Below are 15,449 nucleotides of genomic sequence, written 5' to 3'. Positions count from 1 at the left end.
GGGCAAAAGCAAATTGATTTTAAGATAGTTCGCTAACGTGACTACAGCGTAGATATTATAGCAGCGGGATGTTGAACTGTTTCGAAACGCTCACCGGCTCCACGTTGCCCTGGAAGGTCTGACGCTGCACCTCTTTCACTTCGATGTACAGACGGTCACCGTCGCGGTAGGCATTCACCACATCGCTCAGGTCAGCCTGCGGGCCGGTGATAGTCTTCGTCGGCAAAGCAGGACGACGACCACGTACCAGCGTCACTTCGTAGCGCGACACGCGGAACTTCGCGTCATCGGGCAGGAAGGTAGCGAAACCAGCATCCGGGATAGCGCGCAGGTTCAGCGAGCGAACAGCCGTACCGGGGGTACCCTGCTTCTCGTTGGCCTGACGGCCGCCTACCCAGCACTCGATGGTGGGCTTAGGAATGGGACGCACCTGGAAAGTCTGCGAGCCAATGGCATTGCCACCGCTGCTAACGTTCAGGGTTACTTCTTTCGAGTTCGGAATCAGCGTCACATCGCCAACCTTCGCACCCTGGATAGCCGAAGCACCCGAAGCCGAGAAGCTAGGCTTGTACTGAGCACCCAAAGCAGGCACCGAAACGTTCAGCTTGTTGCCGCACTTGAAGTACAGCGCCTGCACCGAAGCCGACTGAATCTGCATCACCGGCTTGGTGATGGTGTAAGGCACTTTCACTACGAAAGTGGTGTCGCGGCCATTCTGGTTGAATCGAATCCGACCTTCCCACGAAGCCTTAGCGTTACCGGAAGCATCGAAGTTACCCGGACGAGCCGTGAATTCCACCTTGCCGTGGCCATCGGGGCCTACCGTCAGCGGGCTGCCATTCAGCGTCATTTTCTGCTGCAGGCCGGTGGCCGAAGCAGTCAGGAAAAGCTCGGCTTTGTATTTCGTGCCAGCAGCTACCGTGTTCGACTCAGCGCTAGCGAAAGCACCGATTTTGTCGAACGAAACGATTTTGGCACCTACTTTTTTAGCTTGCTCCGAAAGGGCATCAGCTTCCAGCTTCAGCACAGCGGTTTCCTTCTGCGACAGCACTGCCAGGGCAGCTACCAGCGGCGTATTCTCAAAGTTCAGCTCAGCAAAGTCCTTGTTGCGCTGCTCCATAGTGGTGTGCTCCTTGGAGTTGATGATGCGCGAATCTTCGCGGCCGTCCAGTGCCAGCGGGGTCGCATTTGGCACGTAGGTTTTGATGAAGGTCGAGTAGTTATTCAACTCTGCCTTCAGCGGATAGGCCAAGCCATTCTTTTTGCCGCCCAGCATGATGGGCATCACTTTGTTATTGGCATCCGGGTCTTTAAAGTCGGGCGAGCCCTTCACGTTACCCGTGCCAGCGATGAGTTTGTCACGAACGTCCTGCAGATAAGCAATCATTGCCTTCGTTTTGGTCCGAATTTCTTCGCTTTGCTTCAACACGGTCACATCGCTGGCCATGTTGTGGTTCTTGTCCACTGCCGCCTGAATACCTTTCACGGTATTATCAGCCGCCAGATTCGTTTTGCCATTAACGTCAATCAAGCTGTCGTCGATGAACTTGAACTTCAGCAGAATCGCTGAGTTCACTTGGAGCGCCAGAAGAGCGGTTAGCACGAGGTACATCATGCCAATCATCTTCTGCCGCGGGGTTTCTTTTCCGCCTGCCATTATCTGTTTCCGCTAAAATTGGATGAGAACTATCTGATGCGCTGAGTCAGTGCTTAGGCCTGGGCCGGGGCACGCATGGCGTTCAGCATGTTGCCGTACACCCGGTTCAGCGACGTCAGGTTGCCCGTCAGGTCAGATACTTGCTTCTGGAATTGCTCGGTGTCTTTGCCAGCCTGGGTCATGTTGTCCATGGCCTTGCTCAGCGTACCGTAGAACTGGTTCATGGACTTCAGGTGCGTGTTGGCATCCTGCAATTCCATTTCGTACACTGCGTTCAGCGCGCCCAGGTTCTTGGTCACGTTCTGTACCTGCATGTGGTACTCTTTGGCATCCGAAGTAGCATTCGACATGGCCGAAATAGCTTCTACCGTGTTGCCGTAAGCAACGTTGATTTTGTCGAGCGAGTCAGCAGCCGAACGCACTTTCTTGGTGTATTCGTCGGTCACGTTAGCAGCTTCGCCCAGTTGCGACATCTGCGAAGTGGTGGTGCTGAGGCGGTTCAGGCCCTGGCCCAGGCTGGTGAGAGCCTCGGGAGTTACGTTAGCATTTTTCAGCATATCGTCCAGCTTCATCGTCAGGCCTTTGGCATCGTTGGCACCACCTACCTGGCGGCTGCTGGTCGACGGGTCGTAACCATCGTTCAATTCCGGGTACACCAATGCCCAATCGGGCTCGTGTGCCTGGGGCTGGAATGCGCTGAGGAAGAAGATAACGGCTTCCGTTCCCAGACCCACAATCAGCATGATGTCGGCACCCTGCCAGTGTTCAATTTTGAACAAGGCACCAACAATTACAACTGCTGCACCGATGCCATAGATTTTGGGCATCAGCGAATCATAAAGAAAACTTTTAGCTGCCATGAGGTTTAACGATTGAAAGAGGTTGAAGAAGGTGTGGGGGAGGGTGGTTAAAAGGTGGCGTCAGCCGTTTGAAATCTTAGTTGAGGGAGCTGTTCGTGCCCATGCCGATTTGAATCATCGAGCAACGGAAGCCGATGTAGGAACGAGCCGAATCCTGGTATTCGAAATTGCGGGTACCGGTTTCGAGGAAGTACGCAATGTCTTTCCACGAACCACCACGCACTACTTTGCGGGGCTCGTTGTCGTCCGGGTTGGTGGGGTTCAAGTCCCAAACCACCGGCACCGAAGCCTCCATGTAGGCATCATCGCACCACTCCGAGACGTTGCCGGCCATGTCGTACAGGCCAAAGTCATTGGGGAAGAAGGAGCCTACTTCCGAAGTGTAGGCGAAGCCGTCAGAAGCATAGTCGCCACGGCCGGGCTTGAAGTTAGCCAGCATGCAGCCCTTGCTGTTACGCAAGTAAGGACCACCCCAGGGGTACGTAGCCAAGTCACGACCGCCGCGAGCGGCGTACTCCCACTCAGCCTCGGAGGGCAGACGGAAGTTCGGGTCAGCAGCGGAGCCGGTTTCTTCGCGGGCAGCGTTGCGGAACTTGGTGCGCCAGTTGCAGAAATACTTTGCAGCAAACCAGTCGACGCCGACTACGGGATAGTCATCGAAAGCGGGGTGCGTGTAGTAGTACTCCAGCAGTGGGTCACCCATATGGTAGGTGAAGTCGCGTACCCACACCGTAGTGTCGGGGTAGAGCTCGGTCATCACGTACTCTTCGCCCAGAACATCCAAAGAGTCCTGTTTGATGGCATCGACAAACTGGCGGTATTCGTTGTTGGTAATCTCCGTTTCGTCCATGTAGAAGCCGGCGATGGTTACCTGCTTGTTCATGTTCACCATCGACGCGGAAATGTCCTGGTCGGTTTGGCCCATGTGAAACGTGCCTCCTGGGCAGGGTACCATTCCAAATGGCACTTCCTGAGGATTAAAGAACGGACGGTCTTCGGAACCAACGAGGTCACCCGTAGGGCCTTTGCCAAATCCACACCCGCCTAATAATGCCCCGGAAATAGCGAAAAGGGATAGTGCTAGAAGCTTGTTCATGAGAGTTAGAAATTCTGTTTTAATTGCCGATACCGCTAAAGTACATTTGGATGGGCTGGCAAATCTACACTTTTTTAGGTCGCGGTGCAATACCTGCCTTTCGCAAAAGGCGACCAAATTGAGGGTAAACACGCTGAATAGCGTAAATAACTCGGTTAATCCGTTTTATTCTCTGCGAGGCCGACTAAATTTTATCCTAACTGAATAGGACAATGCTCATCCTGAGTACAAGATAAGAAAATAGGAGAATTAGAAGCTATAACGAGGCGTGCGAATGGCTGGCCGGGTATTAATCGTCGCTTTGGGCAAGCGGTAGGAGAGCATAATTTCGTGCGAGCTGAACGCACGGGCATCCTGGTTGAAGGCAATGAAGTCGAACGCATAGCCCAGACGCACGGCGTTATCCTTTGCAAAGCTTAAGCCAAGAAGTCCCGAAACGGATTCCTCGGTGCGATAGTTGGCACCAATCCAGTACTTGTCATCAATGGTGGCACGAACGCCACCTTCGAAAGAGTAGTTCTTAGAGTTGTTGAATTTGCTTGAGCTGGAGAAATCGCCCGGTAATACTGCTTTCGCGAGCACCATCGGAGTCACTACAACGGAAGAAGAGGCCTCAATATTGTAGCCGGCCGTGAAGTAGGCGTGATTCTCCGCGATGTACTTGCTGGGAGTGCCTGCATTGCCGGCGCTTTTGAAGGAATACTCCGAGCGCAGCAGGTTGTTGACACTGATACCGGCGTAGAACTTCGGCGACTCGTACCAGATGCCAGCACCGGCATCGAATTTGCTGTCGGAAGCGCCGCTGGGCACGTTCACGTCATTCGCATCGATGGCGATATAGGTGCCTTTGCTCAGGTAGGTGTAGATGCCCTGGATGCCGAAGCCCAGCTTGCCCGAACCCAGCTTGACGTGCTGCGAGTAAGAAAGGGCCGTATTGGTCATTTTCGACTGGCCTACCTGGTCGTAATACACGGCCAAGCCTACCCCGCCGTTGAGGGCCAGAACGGGCAGCGAAACCGTCACCATACCTGTGCGCGGCGAACCGTTGTTGCCGTCGAAGGTGCCGTTGTAGTTGTAGTACTGGTAGCGGCCGATGAGGTTAACCTCTCCTTGGCCTTTAATACCGGCGTAGGCCGGGTTCAAATACATGCCATTCAGGCCGTAGTGCGTGAACTGGGGCTGCTGTTGGGCAAGCGCCGAGCCAGCCGCAGCTGTGAGCAGCAGAGTAACGAGTAACGTTCCTTTCATAAGGCGGGGTGGTGATGGTGAAAGAAGAGGGAGGTGGATGTGCAAAAAGTGCGGGGTGGGCACAATGTAGGAGAACAGCTTCCAAATGTAAGGGAAAAACCGTCTTTAAAAAACTTGGCCAAAAAAAACCGGCGCAATGATGGGTTGCGCCGGTTCTCAGTTGCTTACGCAAACCCCTTATCGGGTTATGCGTTTTCCGCGCTGGCTTTCCCAACATCGGTTTGGGCGTGCCGCCGAATGTAGGCTTCGATGGCTCCAGTCATGGAAGGCGCGTTGGGATGGGGCGCTTCAATATCGAGGATAAGGCCGGCATCGATGACGGCTTTGGCCGTGGTGGGGCCGAAGGCGGCAATGCGCGTGCCTTCCTGCACGAAATCGGGGAAGTTGATGAAGAGCGAACTGATGCCGGAAGGGCTAAAGAACGCAATGCAGTCGTATTTCACATCCGACAGGTCGGACAAGTCGCTGGCCACGGTGCGATAGATGACGGCCTCCGAAAACTTGAGGTTGTTGGCACGCATGAACACCGGCAGGTCATCCTTGCGGATATCGGAGCAGGGGTACAGGAACTTTTCGCCCTTGTGTTTCTTAATGACGTCGAACAAATCGGCGGCTGTGCGCTCGCCTACGAAGAGCTTGCGCTTGCGCAGGACGATGTACTTCTGGAGGTAATTCGCCGTCTGTTCGGAAATACAGAAATATTTCATTTCTGCCGGCATCTCCAGCTTGGCTTCCTGACAAATCCGGAAGAAGTGGTCGACGGCATTGCGGCTCGTAAAGATTACGGCCGTGTACTCCAGAATATTGATTTTATCCTTCCGAAAATCCTTGTAGGATACGGGCTGAACGTCAATAAACTCCCGGAAATCCACTTTAATACCGTATTTCTCGGCAATGGAAAAGTAAGGGGAAACGTCGGTGGTGGGCTTGGGCTGGGTAACCAGAATGCTGCTTATGCGCTTGGCATGCCGGCCTGTGCCCGGCTTATCTGCACTATCGGCCATACAGGTAGGAAAGGGTAATGCTTAGGACAATAAGAGAGACGAAAGGAGCTGAACGAAACTGCCGGATGAAGACAATCAATACGTAAAAACTATAAGTTTAAGTAAAACCAGTAAAGGCAGTACTTCAGTAGCACAAAGATAAGCAAACAAATGTAGATTCAGGAGGGAGGCGTAATGGTGCAGGGTGCGGGCCACCCGTAGCACCGCGCCGACCAGCAAAACACCGATGGCTGCGCTAGCAGCCCAAGCTACGGTGTGGGGCCAGTTGCCGTTGAGGCTGAGGTAGAGCAGAAGCACCAGCGGCAGAAACAAGCCGGCCAATAAGGTGGTGCGCAGAAACTCGCGGTATTGAATATCGGCTAAGGGCTCCAGACCAAAGATGTAGCCCATTATTTTGACATACAAGTACTTGCCAAAAACAAAGGTGGTGATAACGGCCGTGTAGAGCAGCACCCGGGCCACGATGGCAGTTTCGGGCACATCGAAGAAACGGCGGAGCAGAGGGAGGTTTTGCAGGTCGGTGTGGATGGCAGTGAGCAGCAGCGCAAACGACAGTGCGAAGAGCAGAACCAGCAGTAGGTTGAGCAGCGAAAAGGCTGGCTTGGTCAGGAAGGCTTGCTGGTCGCTGTTGCGGCCGAATAGCTCATCGAGCTGAAAAATGCGCGCCATACCGGGCTGGTAAGTGGTGCGCACGGCACCATAACACAGGCCCAAGACGAGGAGAAAACCTAAGTAAACGTTCTGGCCCTGGGGGCCGGGCAGGCGGGGCTGGGCCTGGCCGATACTGGCTTTGGCGGACGGGCTGGTGCCGGCGGGGGTGTTGCTCACGCCCGAGAATGAGGCCAGGGCCGGGGACCCATCGGGCTGCCATACGGCGAGCAGGTGTTTGCCGGAAGAGAGATTGGCAGGCAGCAGCCGGGCCAGGTCGAGCGAATAGTTACCAGCCTTGCCAGCCGTAAATACTAGCTGATTATCAATAAATAAGCTCAGACCACGCTGAGCGGCAAAGGACAGCGGGAAGGGCTGCGTGTGGCTGACGCGCACCCACTGGTAATAGGCATGGGCCGGCTGGTGATAGCCGGGCAGATAGAAAATGAGACGGTTGCGGCCGGCATCGTGGATTAGCCAGTCGGCGGAGAGGGATGTGGGGGAGGCCGGGGGTAGCTGGCGGTACTCGCTGGCACGCACGGGGCCAGAGCTGGCTGCGAAAGCCAGCCACAGACCGATGGCCAGCAGCCACCGCATGCGCCACGAGCCTGGGGTTTTCATCTATTGAATAGCGGCTAATTGCTGCTTTCGGCGGCCAGCAGCTGGCGGCGGGAAATTCGGCTTTGGTACACCCCGAAGAAGATGCTCAGTAGGGCGGAGAAGATGGCCAGCGCGATAATGAGCACGGTATTGCCGAGGTAGGCGAACTGGATGACGGAGAGCGTGACTAGGATATTGAGCAGGCCCAGCAGCAGCACGGTGCTGATTTGCTGGAAGCCCATGGCCAGAATGCGGTGGTGAATGTGGTTTTTATCGGGTGAGAAGGGCGACTTGCCGGCGGCCATGCGCAGGGAGAACACGCGTAGCGTATCGAACAACGGCACAAACAGGATGCCCACGGCTACTGACGGTGCCGAGGAGCCGAAAGGCTGGCCGACCCGCAGGCCCATTTCGATGAACTGGATGGCCAGCACCGACACGATGAAGCCGCAGACGAGCGAGCCCGTGTCGCCCATGAAAATAGGGGCGCGGTGGAAGTTGTAGCGCAGGAAGCCCAGCAGGCCGCCGATGAGGCAGACGGCCACGTAGGCATAGTTGCTGTAGCTGGGCCCGCCGTATTGGTAGAAATAGTAACCAAATGTGCTGCAGATAATTAGCACAATAGTGCCGGCCAGGCCGTCGAGACCGTCGATGAGGTTGATGGCGTTGGTGATACCCACAATCACGAAGAAGGTGAAGGCGTAGCTGATGCCCACCGGCAGCGTGCCGATGCCGAGGATACCCTGGAAGCTGGTGAGGCGCACATCGGCCATTATCATGACGATGCCGGTGGCCAGGAGCTGGCCCACAAATTTTTTGGAAACGGACATTCCCACCAAATCATCCTTCAAGCCCACGAAAAACAGGATGATGCAACCGGCCAGCAGCTCCTTCACGCCGTTTTCGAGGGGTGCGAAAATGGTGAGGGCCGACATGAAGCCTGCGAACACGGCCACGCCCCCCAGGCGCGGCGTGAGCGACTGGTGCACGGTGCGCCCGTTGGGCGTATCGAGCATATTCTTGAGGTGGGCAATGTAGATGATGGACGGCACCGCGAACAGAGACACCAGTAGCGCCCACATCCAGGAAAGGCCCAGTGGAATATTAAAATGACTCATAGACAATACAGTAAAAAGACAGAGAGCAGCGCCGGCCAGCCGCCAGCGCAACACGTTTAGCTATGCAGCACGCCCACGCGGTCGAGCAGGGCGATGTGGGTAAAATTATCGGCCACGATGGAATCAGGCACGAAGATGAATTTTTTGTCGAAGATTTTGGGACCGTGGTAGTAGCTCACCCAGTATTGGTTGTTGAGGTGCAGCAGAGCTGAATCCAAGGGCTCGATGGGTACGGCGGAGTGGGGCGGCACTACCTCGAAAAGGTAGCGCAGGGTGGAAGTCCGGACTTTCTCGCCGTCCTCAGGCTGACTGTAGCCGTTGGCGTTGACGATGACGTTTTCCAGCGGAAAAGCATTGTGATTGAGCAGGTAGACTTGCCAGATGGGTAGGCCGTCGGGCGTGAGGGCATTGTCCTCGGCGGGCACTACGGCCACCGAAACGCCCTCTACGGGGTCAAAAGAAATGTCTTGCTTCACGAACCGTGGATTTATCTGATTTTAACGGATTGTTGATGAGCGTCGGCGGTGGCACCGAGCAGGGCCAGCAGGTGGGGCAGCAGGCGTTCCTGCACTTCGGCTACTGATAGCGGGGCGGCGCTTCCCAATTCCTGGGCCAGGGAGGTTACGGCTTTGTCGGTGATGCCGCAGGGCACGATGTGGCCGAAGTAAGAGAGGTCGGGATTGACGTTGAGAGCGAAGCCGTGGAGCGTGACCCAGCGGCTGCATTTTACGCCGAGAGCGCAGATTTTGCGCGGGTTGGGCGCGCCTTCTTCCCAATCAAGCCACACGCCGGTGAGGCCGGCGATGCGGCCGGCGTTCAGGCCGTACTCGGCCAGGGTGCGGATGACGGCTTCTTCCAGCACACGCAGGTACCAATGGATATCGGGCCGGAAGTTATCGAGGTCGAGAATGGGGTAGCCCACCAGCTGGCCGGGGCCGTGGTAGGTGATGTCGCCGCCGCGGTTGATGCGGTGGAAGCTGGCTTCGTGCGCCGTGAGGGCGGCTTCGTCGAGGAGCAGGTGCTCGGGCTTGCCGCTTTTACCTAGGGTGTAGGTATGTGGGTGCTCGCAGAGCAGCAGGTGGTTGGGGGTAGGCTGCGGGGCTTCGCCGGTGGTTTCGGCGGCGCGGTTCTGGACCTTGATGGCCAGGGTGGCATCCATGAGCTGCTCCTGGAGCTGCCAGGTGGGCACGTAGTCGACCAAGCCCAGGCGCTGCACCTGTACCGAGCGGTTGGGAGCGGGGCGGGCGTCGTCGGGAGCGGCGGCGTCGAGCAGTTGCGGGGGGAACTGTTCTACGAAGGAGGCCATGAGGGAGGGTTGATGAAACAGGATACAAAGGTACTAAGCGCGGCAAGCATTGGCCTGCCCCATTGAATCACTGTTGGTGCGTGCGGGCCAAACCACTAGCTTGCACTGCGGTGCGCTACTCCCCCACTGTCCTGTTTTCACTCCTTCGCCAGCTACCCGCTTATGGCCCACGCTCCCCACGAACTAGGCCAGGCTGGCGAAACGGCGGCCGCTGATTACTACTTGGGCCAAGGCTACGAGGTGCTGGCCCGCAGCTACCGCCACGGCCGGGCCGAGGTGGATTTGGTGTTGCGGCGCGGCACGGAACTGCTGGTATTTGCGGAAGTAAAAACCCGTTCCTCCGGCCAGTTTGGCCCACCTGAGACGTTTGTATCGAACCGCAAAAAGGAGCTATTCCGCCTCGCAGCCACGCACTTGCAGGAAGAGCTGGACTGGCGCGGCGATATCCGATTCGACATTCTGGCCCTGACCTTGCTCAGCCAGGGCTTTCGCATCGAGCACTTTGAGGACGCTTTTTATTAAGGCACCTATCTCCGCTTGGGCTGCACTTTGGCCGGGGCGCGGGGCACGGTGCGGGGGGCCACGGTGGGGCGGTGCTGGCCGGGACGGTCCTCCACGTCGGGCTGGCCGCGCTTGTCGATATTCTTTTCCTTGTCGTAGATGAGGACGGCGTTGCGGTTGTACTCGCGCACCAGCTCGGGCTCGGTCACTTCGGGGTCGTAGCCGGTTTCGGCGTACTGATACTCGTAGCGGCGGCGGCCCCGGAAGCCCCAATATTTGGTCCAGGTGCCCACGCGCTTGCCGTTTTCGAACTGGCCGCGCCAGTCGGGCTGGCCGTTGATGAGGAACTTGGCATAGTCGCCTTCCAGCTTGCCGTTCACGTAGGGCACCACTTCGTTGATGAGGCTGCGGTCTTCGCCATAGTAGCTCACGTTGGCATCGCGTGGGAAGCCCATTTCGTAGTGGGTTTTGCTCAGCAGCACGCCGTTTTTGTCGAACTTTTCCCAACGCAGGTGGCGGGTACCGAGGGCGTAGTAGCCGGTTTCGAGCACCTTGTTGTTTTGCATCACCTTGTAAGGGCCATGCATGATTTTCAGGGTCGATACATCCTCCTGTATCTCCGCCAGCTTCAGGATTTTATGCTTCTTGGTGTCGTAGTAATAATAGGCTGGCGCGTAGGCATTCAGCGGCTTGGGATACTTCAGGTAGTAGAAAATGGCAATTTCCTGGTTGCGTCCCTTGGGTCCTCTCTTCACGAAAGCCCGCTTCATCTTCTCGCCCAGGAAGACGTTCTTCTTCTTCTTTTTTAATTTGCGCTGGGTGTCCTTCTCGGCATCCTTGGCGGCTTTTTCCTGCTCCTTGGTGAGCACCACCTTGCGGGCCGTGCTGAGTGAGGGCTTGCCGTTGAGCGAGTCGCTGGTGCGCGTGAGCGTATCGGCCGCGAGCACGGCCAGCGCGGGCTGCTCGGGGTTGCTGTTGAAAGAAACGGCTTTGCGGGTGCACGCCCACGGCAGCAGCGTGAGCAGCACCAGGGCCAGGACCAGAAAGCGTAGCGGCCGGAGCCACAGACTAATAATACGCATGAATCGCACGGGATATTTTCGCGGCATCAACGCAAAGGTAGGGCGATTTGGTGCCCACGGAGCGCGACGCTGAAACAGAAAAAGCGGGCACTAACTCCGTCGGCGCAGCAGCAGGCAATGAAGCTCCAAGGTACCGCCCGGTATTCAGCAGCCCAACCCTTTATCTTTACCGGTTGCAATTCCTTTCCCCTTTTCTTCAATGAAGCTACTGTTACCCTTAGCGGCCACCTTACTGCTCGGCAACCTGACCGCCAGCGCCCAGGCGCAACCCGCAAATCCACCAGTTGCGGCCACCCCATCCCTCGAATTTATCGAAAACAAAGGCCAGTGGGACGGCCATGCCCGCTACGTGGCCGCGCTGCCCAGCGGCCGCCTTTTCGCCGAAGCTGATGGGCTGACTTTCGCGCTGCTTGATGCGTCCGCCCTGTCTCATCACGGCGCAACTGCCCACCACGAGCCCGCCAACGGCCAGCCCACCACTCCAGCCGACTCAGTGTTTCGGGGCCATGCCGTGACGCTGCGCTTTGTGGGCGCGGCCTCTACTGCCAGCATAACGCCCGCCGAGGCCACCGCCGACCGGCGCAACTACTTCCTGGGAACCGACCCGAAGCACTGGGCGCAGGATGTGCGCGGCTACCATCGGCTGCGCTACGCCGGCATGTGGCCCGGCGTGGATGCGCAGGTGTACGAAAGCGCCGACCAGCAATTAGAATACGATTTCGAGCTGGCCGCCGGGGCCGACCCTACGACCATCGTGCTGCGCCACGACGGGGCCGAAAAGGCGCAGCTCGATGCCAACGGTAACCTGCTGCTGCAAACCAGCGTGGGCCGCATCATGGAGCGGGCCCCGCAGGCCTGGCAAGCCGATGCCGCTGGCCAGCATCGCCCCGTAGCCTGCCGCTACCGGCTGGCAGCCGATGGCACCGTGCGCTTTGCGCTGGGCACTTATGACCGGCAACTGCCGCTGACCATCGACCCGGTGGTGGTGTTTTCGACCTACACGGGGTCGTTTGCGGATAACTGGGGCTTTACTTCGACCTATGATGCGCAGGGCAACCTGTATTCGGGCGGCATTGTGTTTGGGGTGGGTTACCCGGCCAGTCCGGGGGCTTTTCGCACCACGTTTGCGGGCATCACCGACATTGCCATTATTAAATATAACACGGCCGTGAGCGGCACGGCGGCGCGGGTGTGGGCCACTTACCTGGGCGGCAGCAACGCCGACTTTCCCACCAGCATGGTGGTGAACAGCCAGGGCGAGTTGCTGATGCTGGGGGCCACCTCCAGCACCGACTTCCCCACCACCACCGGGGCCATCCAGCGCACTTTCGCGGGGGGGACTTACACCGACCCTTATGGCGGCGGCGGCAATACCAGCTTACCCAATGGTACCGACCTGGTGATAACCCGCTTCAATGCCACCGGCGCGGCGCTGGTGGGCTCGACCTACCTGGGCGGCAGCGGCAACGACGGCGTGCTGTCCTTCGCCTGGTCGCCATCGGCGGGCCAGTTGGTGAATAACTACGGTGATTCCTTCCGGGGCGATATTGTGGTGGATGCGGCTGATAACGTGTACGTGGCTTCGCACACGGCCTCGACCGGGTTTCCGGTGGCGCGGGGCCTGGCGGGCGGCTACCACGGCGGGGCCACCGATGGGCTGGTATTAAAGCTCAACCCCACCCTGACGGCGCTGGTGTGGGGCAGCTTTTTGGGTGGCAGCGGGGCCGATGCGGCTTATTCGCTGCAAGTGGAGCCCGTGAGCGGCGATGTGTACGTGGCGGGCGGCACCACCAGCACCAATTTTCCCACCACGGCCGGCAGTTACCGGCCTACCACGCCCGGCTTCGTGGATGGCTTCGCGGCCCGCATCAGCACCAATGGGCTCAGCCTGAGCCGGGCCACCTACGTGGGCACGGCGGACTACGACCAGGTCCATTTCCTGCAATTGGGCTCCGATGGCGGCGTGTACCTGCTGGGCCAAACGCTGGGCGCTTACCCCCGAACGCCGGGCGCTTTCGGCACCACCAATGGCACCTTGTTCGTGCAAAAGCTGGCGGCCGACCTGGGCAGCAGCCTCATTTCGACCGCCTTCGGCAGCACTGATTCCCGTAATCTAAACCATATTTCCCTCTCCCCCACCGCCTTTCTGGTGGACCAGTGCGACCGGGTGTACGTGTGCGGCTGGGGCGGCGGGGCCAACCAGACCATCGGCTATTCTTACCTGGTTAACAATGGTTCGACGTTTGGCTTGCCCGTAACCGCCGGGGCCATCCAGCCCACCACCGACGGCAGCGACTTTTACCTGGCGCAGTTCACGGCCGGCCTCACGGGACTGGCGTATGGCACCTACTACGGCCGGACTGGCAGCACCGGTGACCACGTGGACGGCGGCACGGCGCGCTTTGACCCGCGCGGGGTGGTGTACCAGGCGGTATGCTCCTGCACAGGTTCAGGCTTTCCGATTCCGGGCGGGGTCAATACTTTTTCGCCCACCAACAACAGCGGCAACTGCAATAACGCCGCCTTTGTCCTGAACTTCCAACCCAACATTGCCAACGCCGGCACCGACCAGACGGTGTGCGCCACGGCCAGCCCGCTGGCCCTGGTGGGTACCCCGGCGGGCGGCGTCTGGGCCGGGCCGGGCGTGACGGGCAGCGTGGCCACGGGCTTCGTGTTCACGCCCTCCACGGCCCTGCTGGGCCTGCAAACCCTTACCTACACGGTGGCCAGCACCGGCATTTGCACCACGGTGGGCAGCCGGCGCATCACGGTGGGCATTCCGCCCACAGTCACGTTTGCGCCGGTGGGCACGGGCGTGTTTTGCCGGGCGGTTTCGGACCCGGTGCTGGCGCGGGTGCCGCTGGTGGGCACCCCGGCCGGGGGCACCTTCAGCGGCCCCGGCGTGGCCAACGGTTTTTTCGACCCCATGGTGGCCGGCGCGGGTACCCACACCCTGACCTATACCTATTTCAACGGCTGCACCGTGGCCCTTACGCAGCAGGTGCGGGTGGCATTCGTGTCGGCCGGGGGACCGCAACGGCTGTGCACGCCGGGGCCCGCGCCGGCTCTGGTGGGCACCCCGGCGGGCGGCACCTGGACCGGGCCGGGCGTGACGGGCAGCGCCGCCACGGGCTTTGTGTTTACGCCCACCGCCGGGCTGGCCGGGGCCAATACGCTTACCTACACCGTCGCCACCACGGCTCCCGGCTCGGCCGCGACGTGCACGGCCAGCAGCAGCGCGGTGTACACGGTGGTGCCCACGCCGGTTATCAGCCTCACGCCCGTGCCGGCTTTGTGCACGGCCACGCTCACGCGCCAGCGGCTGACGGCCACGCCGGCCGGCGGCTACTGGACCGGGCCGGGCGTGGGCTTCGATGCCGCCGGTTACTTCTTCCAACTGCCGCAGGGTCTGGTGGGCACTTACCAGTACACCTACACCGTGGGCGACAGCCCTTGCGCGGCATCGGCGGTGCTGAGCGTGGTGGTGGCGGGCCTGCCCGTGGTGACGGTGGCGGCCGATACGGTGCTTTGCCCCGGCAGCACCACGCCGTTCCGGCTGCGCGGCACGCCGGCGGGCGGCGTCTGGTCGGGGCCGGGCGTGAGCGGCAGCGCGGCCACGGGCTACCAGTTTGCGCCGGCCGGGCTCAGCAGCTTCGCCACCCTGACGTACTCGGTGGCCAATGTGGGCTGCACGGGCACGGCCACCCGGCGCGTATCCATCGCGCCGGTGCCGGACGTGGTGCCGTCGTGGGCTCCCGAAATCTGCGTTGAAACCCGGCTGGCCCCGCTCACGGTGCGCTTCCGGCTGGCCAGCACATCGAGCGTGACTTATACTGGGGTGATATGGGAGTTTGGCGACGGCACCCAATCGACCGAAATCAACCCGCTGCACACCTACGCCACCCCCAACAGCTACCAGCCCCGCCTGCGCACCCGCTACAACCAGGGCCGTTGCGAAACGCTAACCACCCTGCCCGTGGTGGAAGTGAAGGAGCGCAAAATCCCCAACATCATCACCCCCAACGGCGACAACCAGAACCAAACCTTCCAGCTGGGCCCCGATTGCCCGCCCCACCTCCAGGTATTTTCCCGCTGGGGCCAGCCGGTGTTCGAGACCGCCGCTTATCACGATGACTGGAACGCCGAGGGCCAGCCCGACGGCATCTACTACTACCTGGCCCGCTACCCGGACGGCCATCAGCTCAAAGGCTGGGTGGAAGTGCGGCGGTAGCAACAGGCTGGACGAAGCGCGCCAGCCGGTTGGCCTTTTTTGAGCTTTATACATATTATGAAGCAGGGTGCGGGGCTTGCCCCCGCCCGTCGTTGAAC

At 59.4% G+C, this 15,449-nt stretch carries 12 protein-coding genes; 2 read left to right on the top strand and 10 right to left on the bottom strand.

Annotation, left to right across the window (positions count from 1 at the left end; all coding sequences use genetic code 11):
• Window positions 1-55 precede the first annotated feature (55 nt).
• The 9 genes from porM to lipB all read right to left on the bottom strand — a co-directional run bounded on the left by porM (window position 56) and on the right by lipB (window position 9,537).
• Window positions 56-1,657: a type IX secretion system motor protein PorM/GldM gene (gene porM / locus AAFH49_RS18345; RefSeq protein ID WP_342300469.1), complete on the bottom strand. Its 1,602-nt coding sequence runs from the start codon at window positions 1,655-1,657 to the stop codon at window positions 56-58.
• 53 nt (window positions 1,658-1,710) lie between these two features.
• A complete protein-coding gene (gene porL / locus AAFH49_RS18340; protein ID WP_342300467.1) occupies window positions 1,711-2,484 on the bottom strand; it encodes a type IX secretion system motor protein PorL/GldL in 774 nt (257 codons plus the stop codon).
• Window positions 2,485-2,593: 109 nt separating this feature from the next.
• Window positions 2,594-3,613 (bottom strand): T9SS ring complex lipoprotein PorK/GldK, encoded by a 1,020-nt coding sequence (gene porK, locus AAFH49_RS18335; protein WP_198069399.1) that lies wholly within the window; start codon window positions 3,611-3,613, stop codon window positions 2,594-2,596.
• A 249-nt stretch (window positions 3,614-3,862) separates the two neighbouring features.
• Complete coding sequence (locus AAFH49_RS18330; RefSeq protein WP_342300463.1) at window positions 3,863-4,861, bottom strand: PorP/SprF family type IX secretion system membrane protein; 999 nt, start codon at window positions 4,859-4,861, stop codon at window positions 3,863-3,865.
• Between the two features lie 185 nt (window positions 4,862-5,046).
• Entirely contained in the window at window positions 5,047-5,865 is an 819-nt protein-coding gene (locus tag AAFH49_RS18325) for a uroporphyrinogen-III synthase (RefSeq protein ID WP_342300460.1), read from the bottom strand.
• A 75-nt stretch (window positions 5,866-5,940) separates the two neighbouring features.
• Window positions 5,941-7,134 carry a DUF4271 domain-containing protein gene (locus AAFH49_RS18320; RefSeq protein WP_342300458.1) on the bottom strand — a complete coding sequence of 398 codons (1,194 nt, stop codon included), beginning with the start codon at window positions 7,132-7,134 and terminating at the stop codon, window positions 5,941-5,943.
• A gap of 14 nt (window positions 7,135-7,148) precedes the next feature.
• Window positions 7,149-8,231, bottom strand: a complete 1,083-nt coding sequence (locus AAFH49_RS18315) for an MraY family glycosyltransferase (RefSeq protein ID WP_342300456.1) — start codon at window positions 8,229-8,231, stop codon at window positions 7,149-7,151.
• Window positions 8,232-8,287: 56 nt separating this feature from the next.
• A complete protein-coding gene (locus AAFH49_RS18310) occupies window positions 8,288-8,707 on the bottom strand; it encodes a hypothetical protein (protein WP_342300455.1) in 420 nt (139 codons plus the stop codon).
• Window positions 8,708-8,718: 11 nt separating this feature from the next.
• Complete coding sequence (lipB, locus tag AAFH49_RS18305) at window positions 8,719-9,537, bottom strand: lipoyl(octanoyl) transferase LipB (RefSeq protein ID WP_342300453.1); 819 nt, start codon at window positions 9,535-9,537, stop codon at window positions 8,719-8,721.
• A 162-nt stretch (window positions 9,538-9,699) separates the two neighbouring features.
• Between lipB and AAFH49_RS18300 the strand changes: the two genes are divergently transcribed.
• Entirely contained in the window at window positions 9,700-10,059 is a 360-nt protein-coding gene (locus AAFH49_RS18300) for a YraN family protein (RefSeq protein ID WP_342300451.1), read from the top strand.
• Window positions 10,060-10,064: 5 nt separating this feature from the next.
• Here the strand turns inward: AAFH49_RS18300 and AAFH49_RS18295 are convergent, their stop codons facing one another.
• Window positions 10,065-11,120 carry a toxin-antitoxin system YwqK family antitoxin gene (locus AAFH49_RS18295; RefSeq protein WP_342300450.1) on the bottom strand — a complete coding sequence of 352 codons (1,056 nt, stop codon included), beginning with the start codon at window positions 11,118-11,120 and terminating at the stop codon, window positions 10,065-10,067.
• Between the two features lie 199 nt (window positions 11,121-11,319).
• Between AAFH49_RS18295 and AAFH49_RS18290 the strand changes: the two genes are divergently transcribed.
• Window positions 11,320-15,351 (top strand): DUF7948 domain-containing protein, encoded by a 4,032-nt coding sequence (locus AAFH49_RS18290; protein ID WP_342300448.1) that lies wholly within the window; start codon window positions 11,320-11,322, stop codon window positions 15,349-15,351.
• The last annotated feature ends 98 nt before the right edge of the window (window positions 15,352-15,449 follow it).

It is taken from the genome of Hymenobacter segetis (assembly GCF_038448715.1).
Lineage (GTDB): Bacteria > Bacteroidota > Bacteroidia > Cytophagales > Hymenobacteraceae > Hymenobacter > Hymenobacter segetis.
Note: the sequence above shows the minus strand (reverse complement) of the source record. Positions and strands in the feature narration are given on the sequence as shown.

Coding starts and splice junctions, on each gene's coding strand:
- AAFH49_RS18315 (WP_342300456.1), bottom strand. CDS start 8,231: ATGAGTCATTTTAATATTCCACTGGGCCTTTCCTGGATGTGGGCGCTA.
- AAFH49_RS18320 (WP_342300458.1), bottom strand. CDS start 7,134: ATGAAAACCCCAGGCTCGTGGCGCATGCGGTGGCTGCTGGCCATCGGT.
- porL (WP_342300467.1), bottom strand. CDS start 2,484: ATGCCCAAAATCTATGGCATCGGTGCAGCAGTTGTAATTGTTGGTGCC.
- AAFH49_RS18300 (WP_342300451.1), top strand. CDS start 9,700: ATGGCCCACGCTCCCCACGAACTAGGCCAGGCTGGCGAAACGGCGGCC.
- AAFH49_RS18330 (WP_342300463.1), bottom strand. CDS start 4,861: ATGAAAGGAACGTTACTCGTTACTCTGCTGCTCACAGCTGCGGCTGGC.
- AAFH49_RS18295 (WP_342300450.1), bottom strand. CDS start 11,120: ATGCGTATTATTAGTCTGTGGCTCCGGCCGCTACGCTTTCTGGTCCTG.
- AAFH49_RS18290 (WP_342300448.1), top strand. CDS start 11,320: ATGAAGCTACTGTTACCCTTAGCGGCCACCTTACTGCTCGGCAACCTG.
- AAFH49_RS18325 (WP_342300460.1), bottom strand. CDS start 5,865: ATGGCCGATAGTGCAGATAAGCCGGGCACAGGCCGGCATGCCAAGCGC.
- porK (WP_198069399.1), bottom strand. CDS start 3,613: ATGAACAAGCTTCTAGCACTATCCCTTTTCGCTATTTCCGGGGCATTA.
- lipB (WP_342300453.1), bottom strand. CDS start 9,537: ATGGCCTCCTTCGTAGAACAGTTCCCCCCGCAACTGCTCGACGCCGCC.
- porM (WP_342300469.1), bottom strand. CDS start 1,657: ATGGCAGGCGGAAAAGAAACCCCGCGGCAGAAGATGATTGGCATGATG.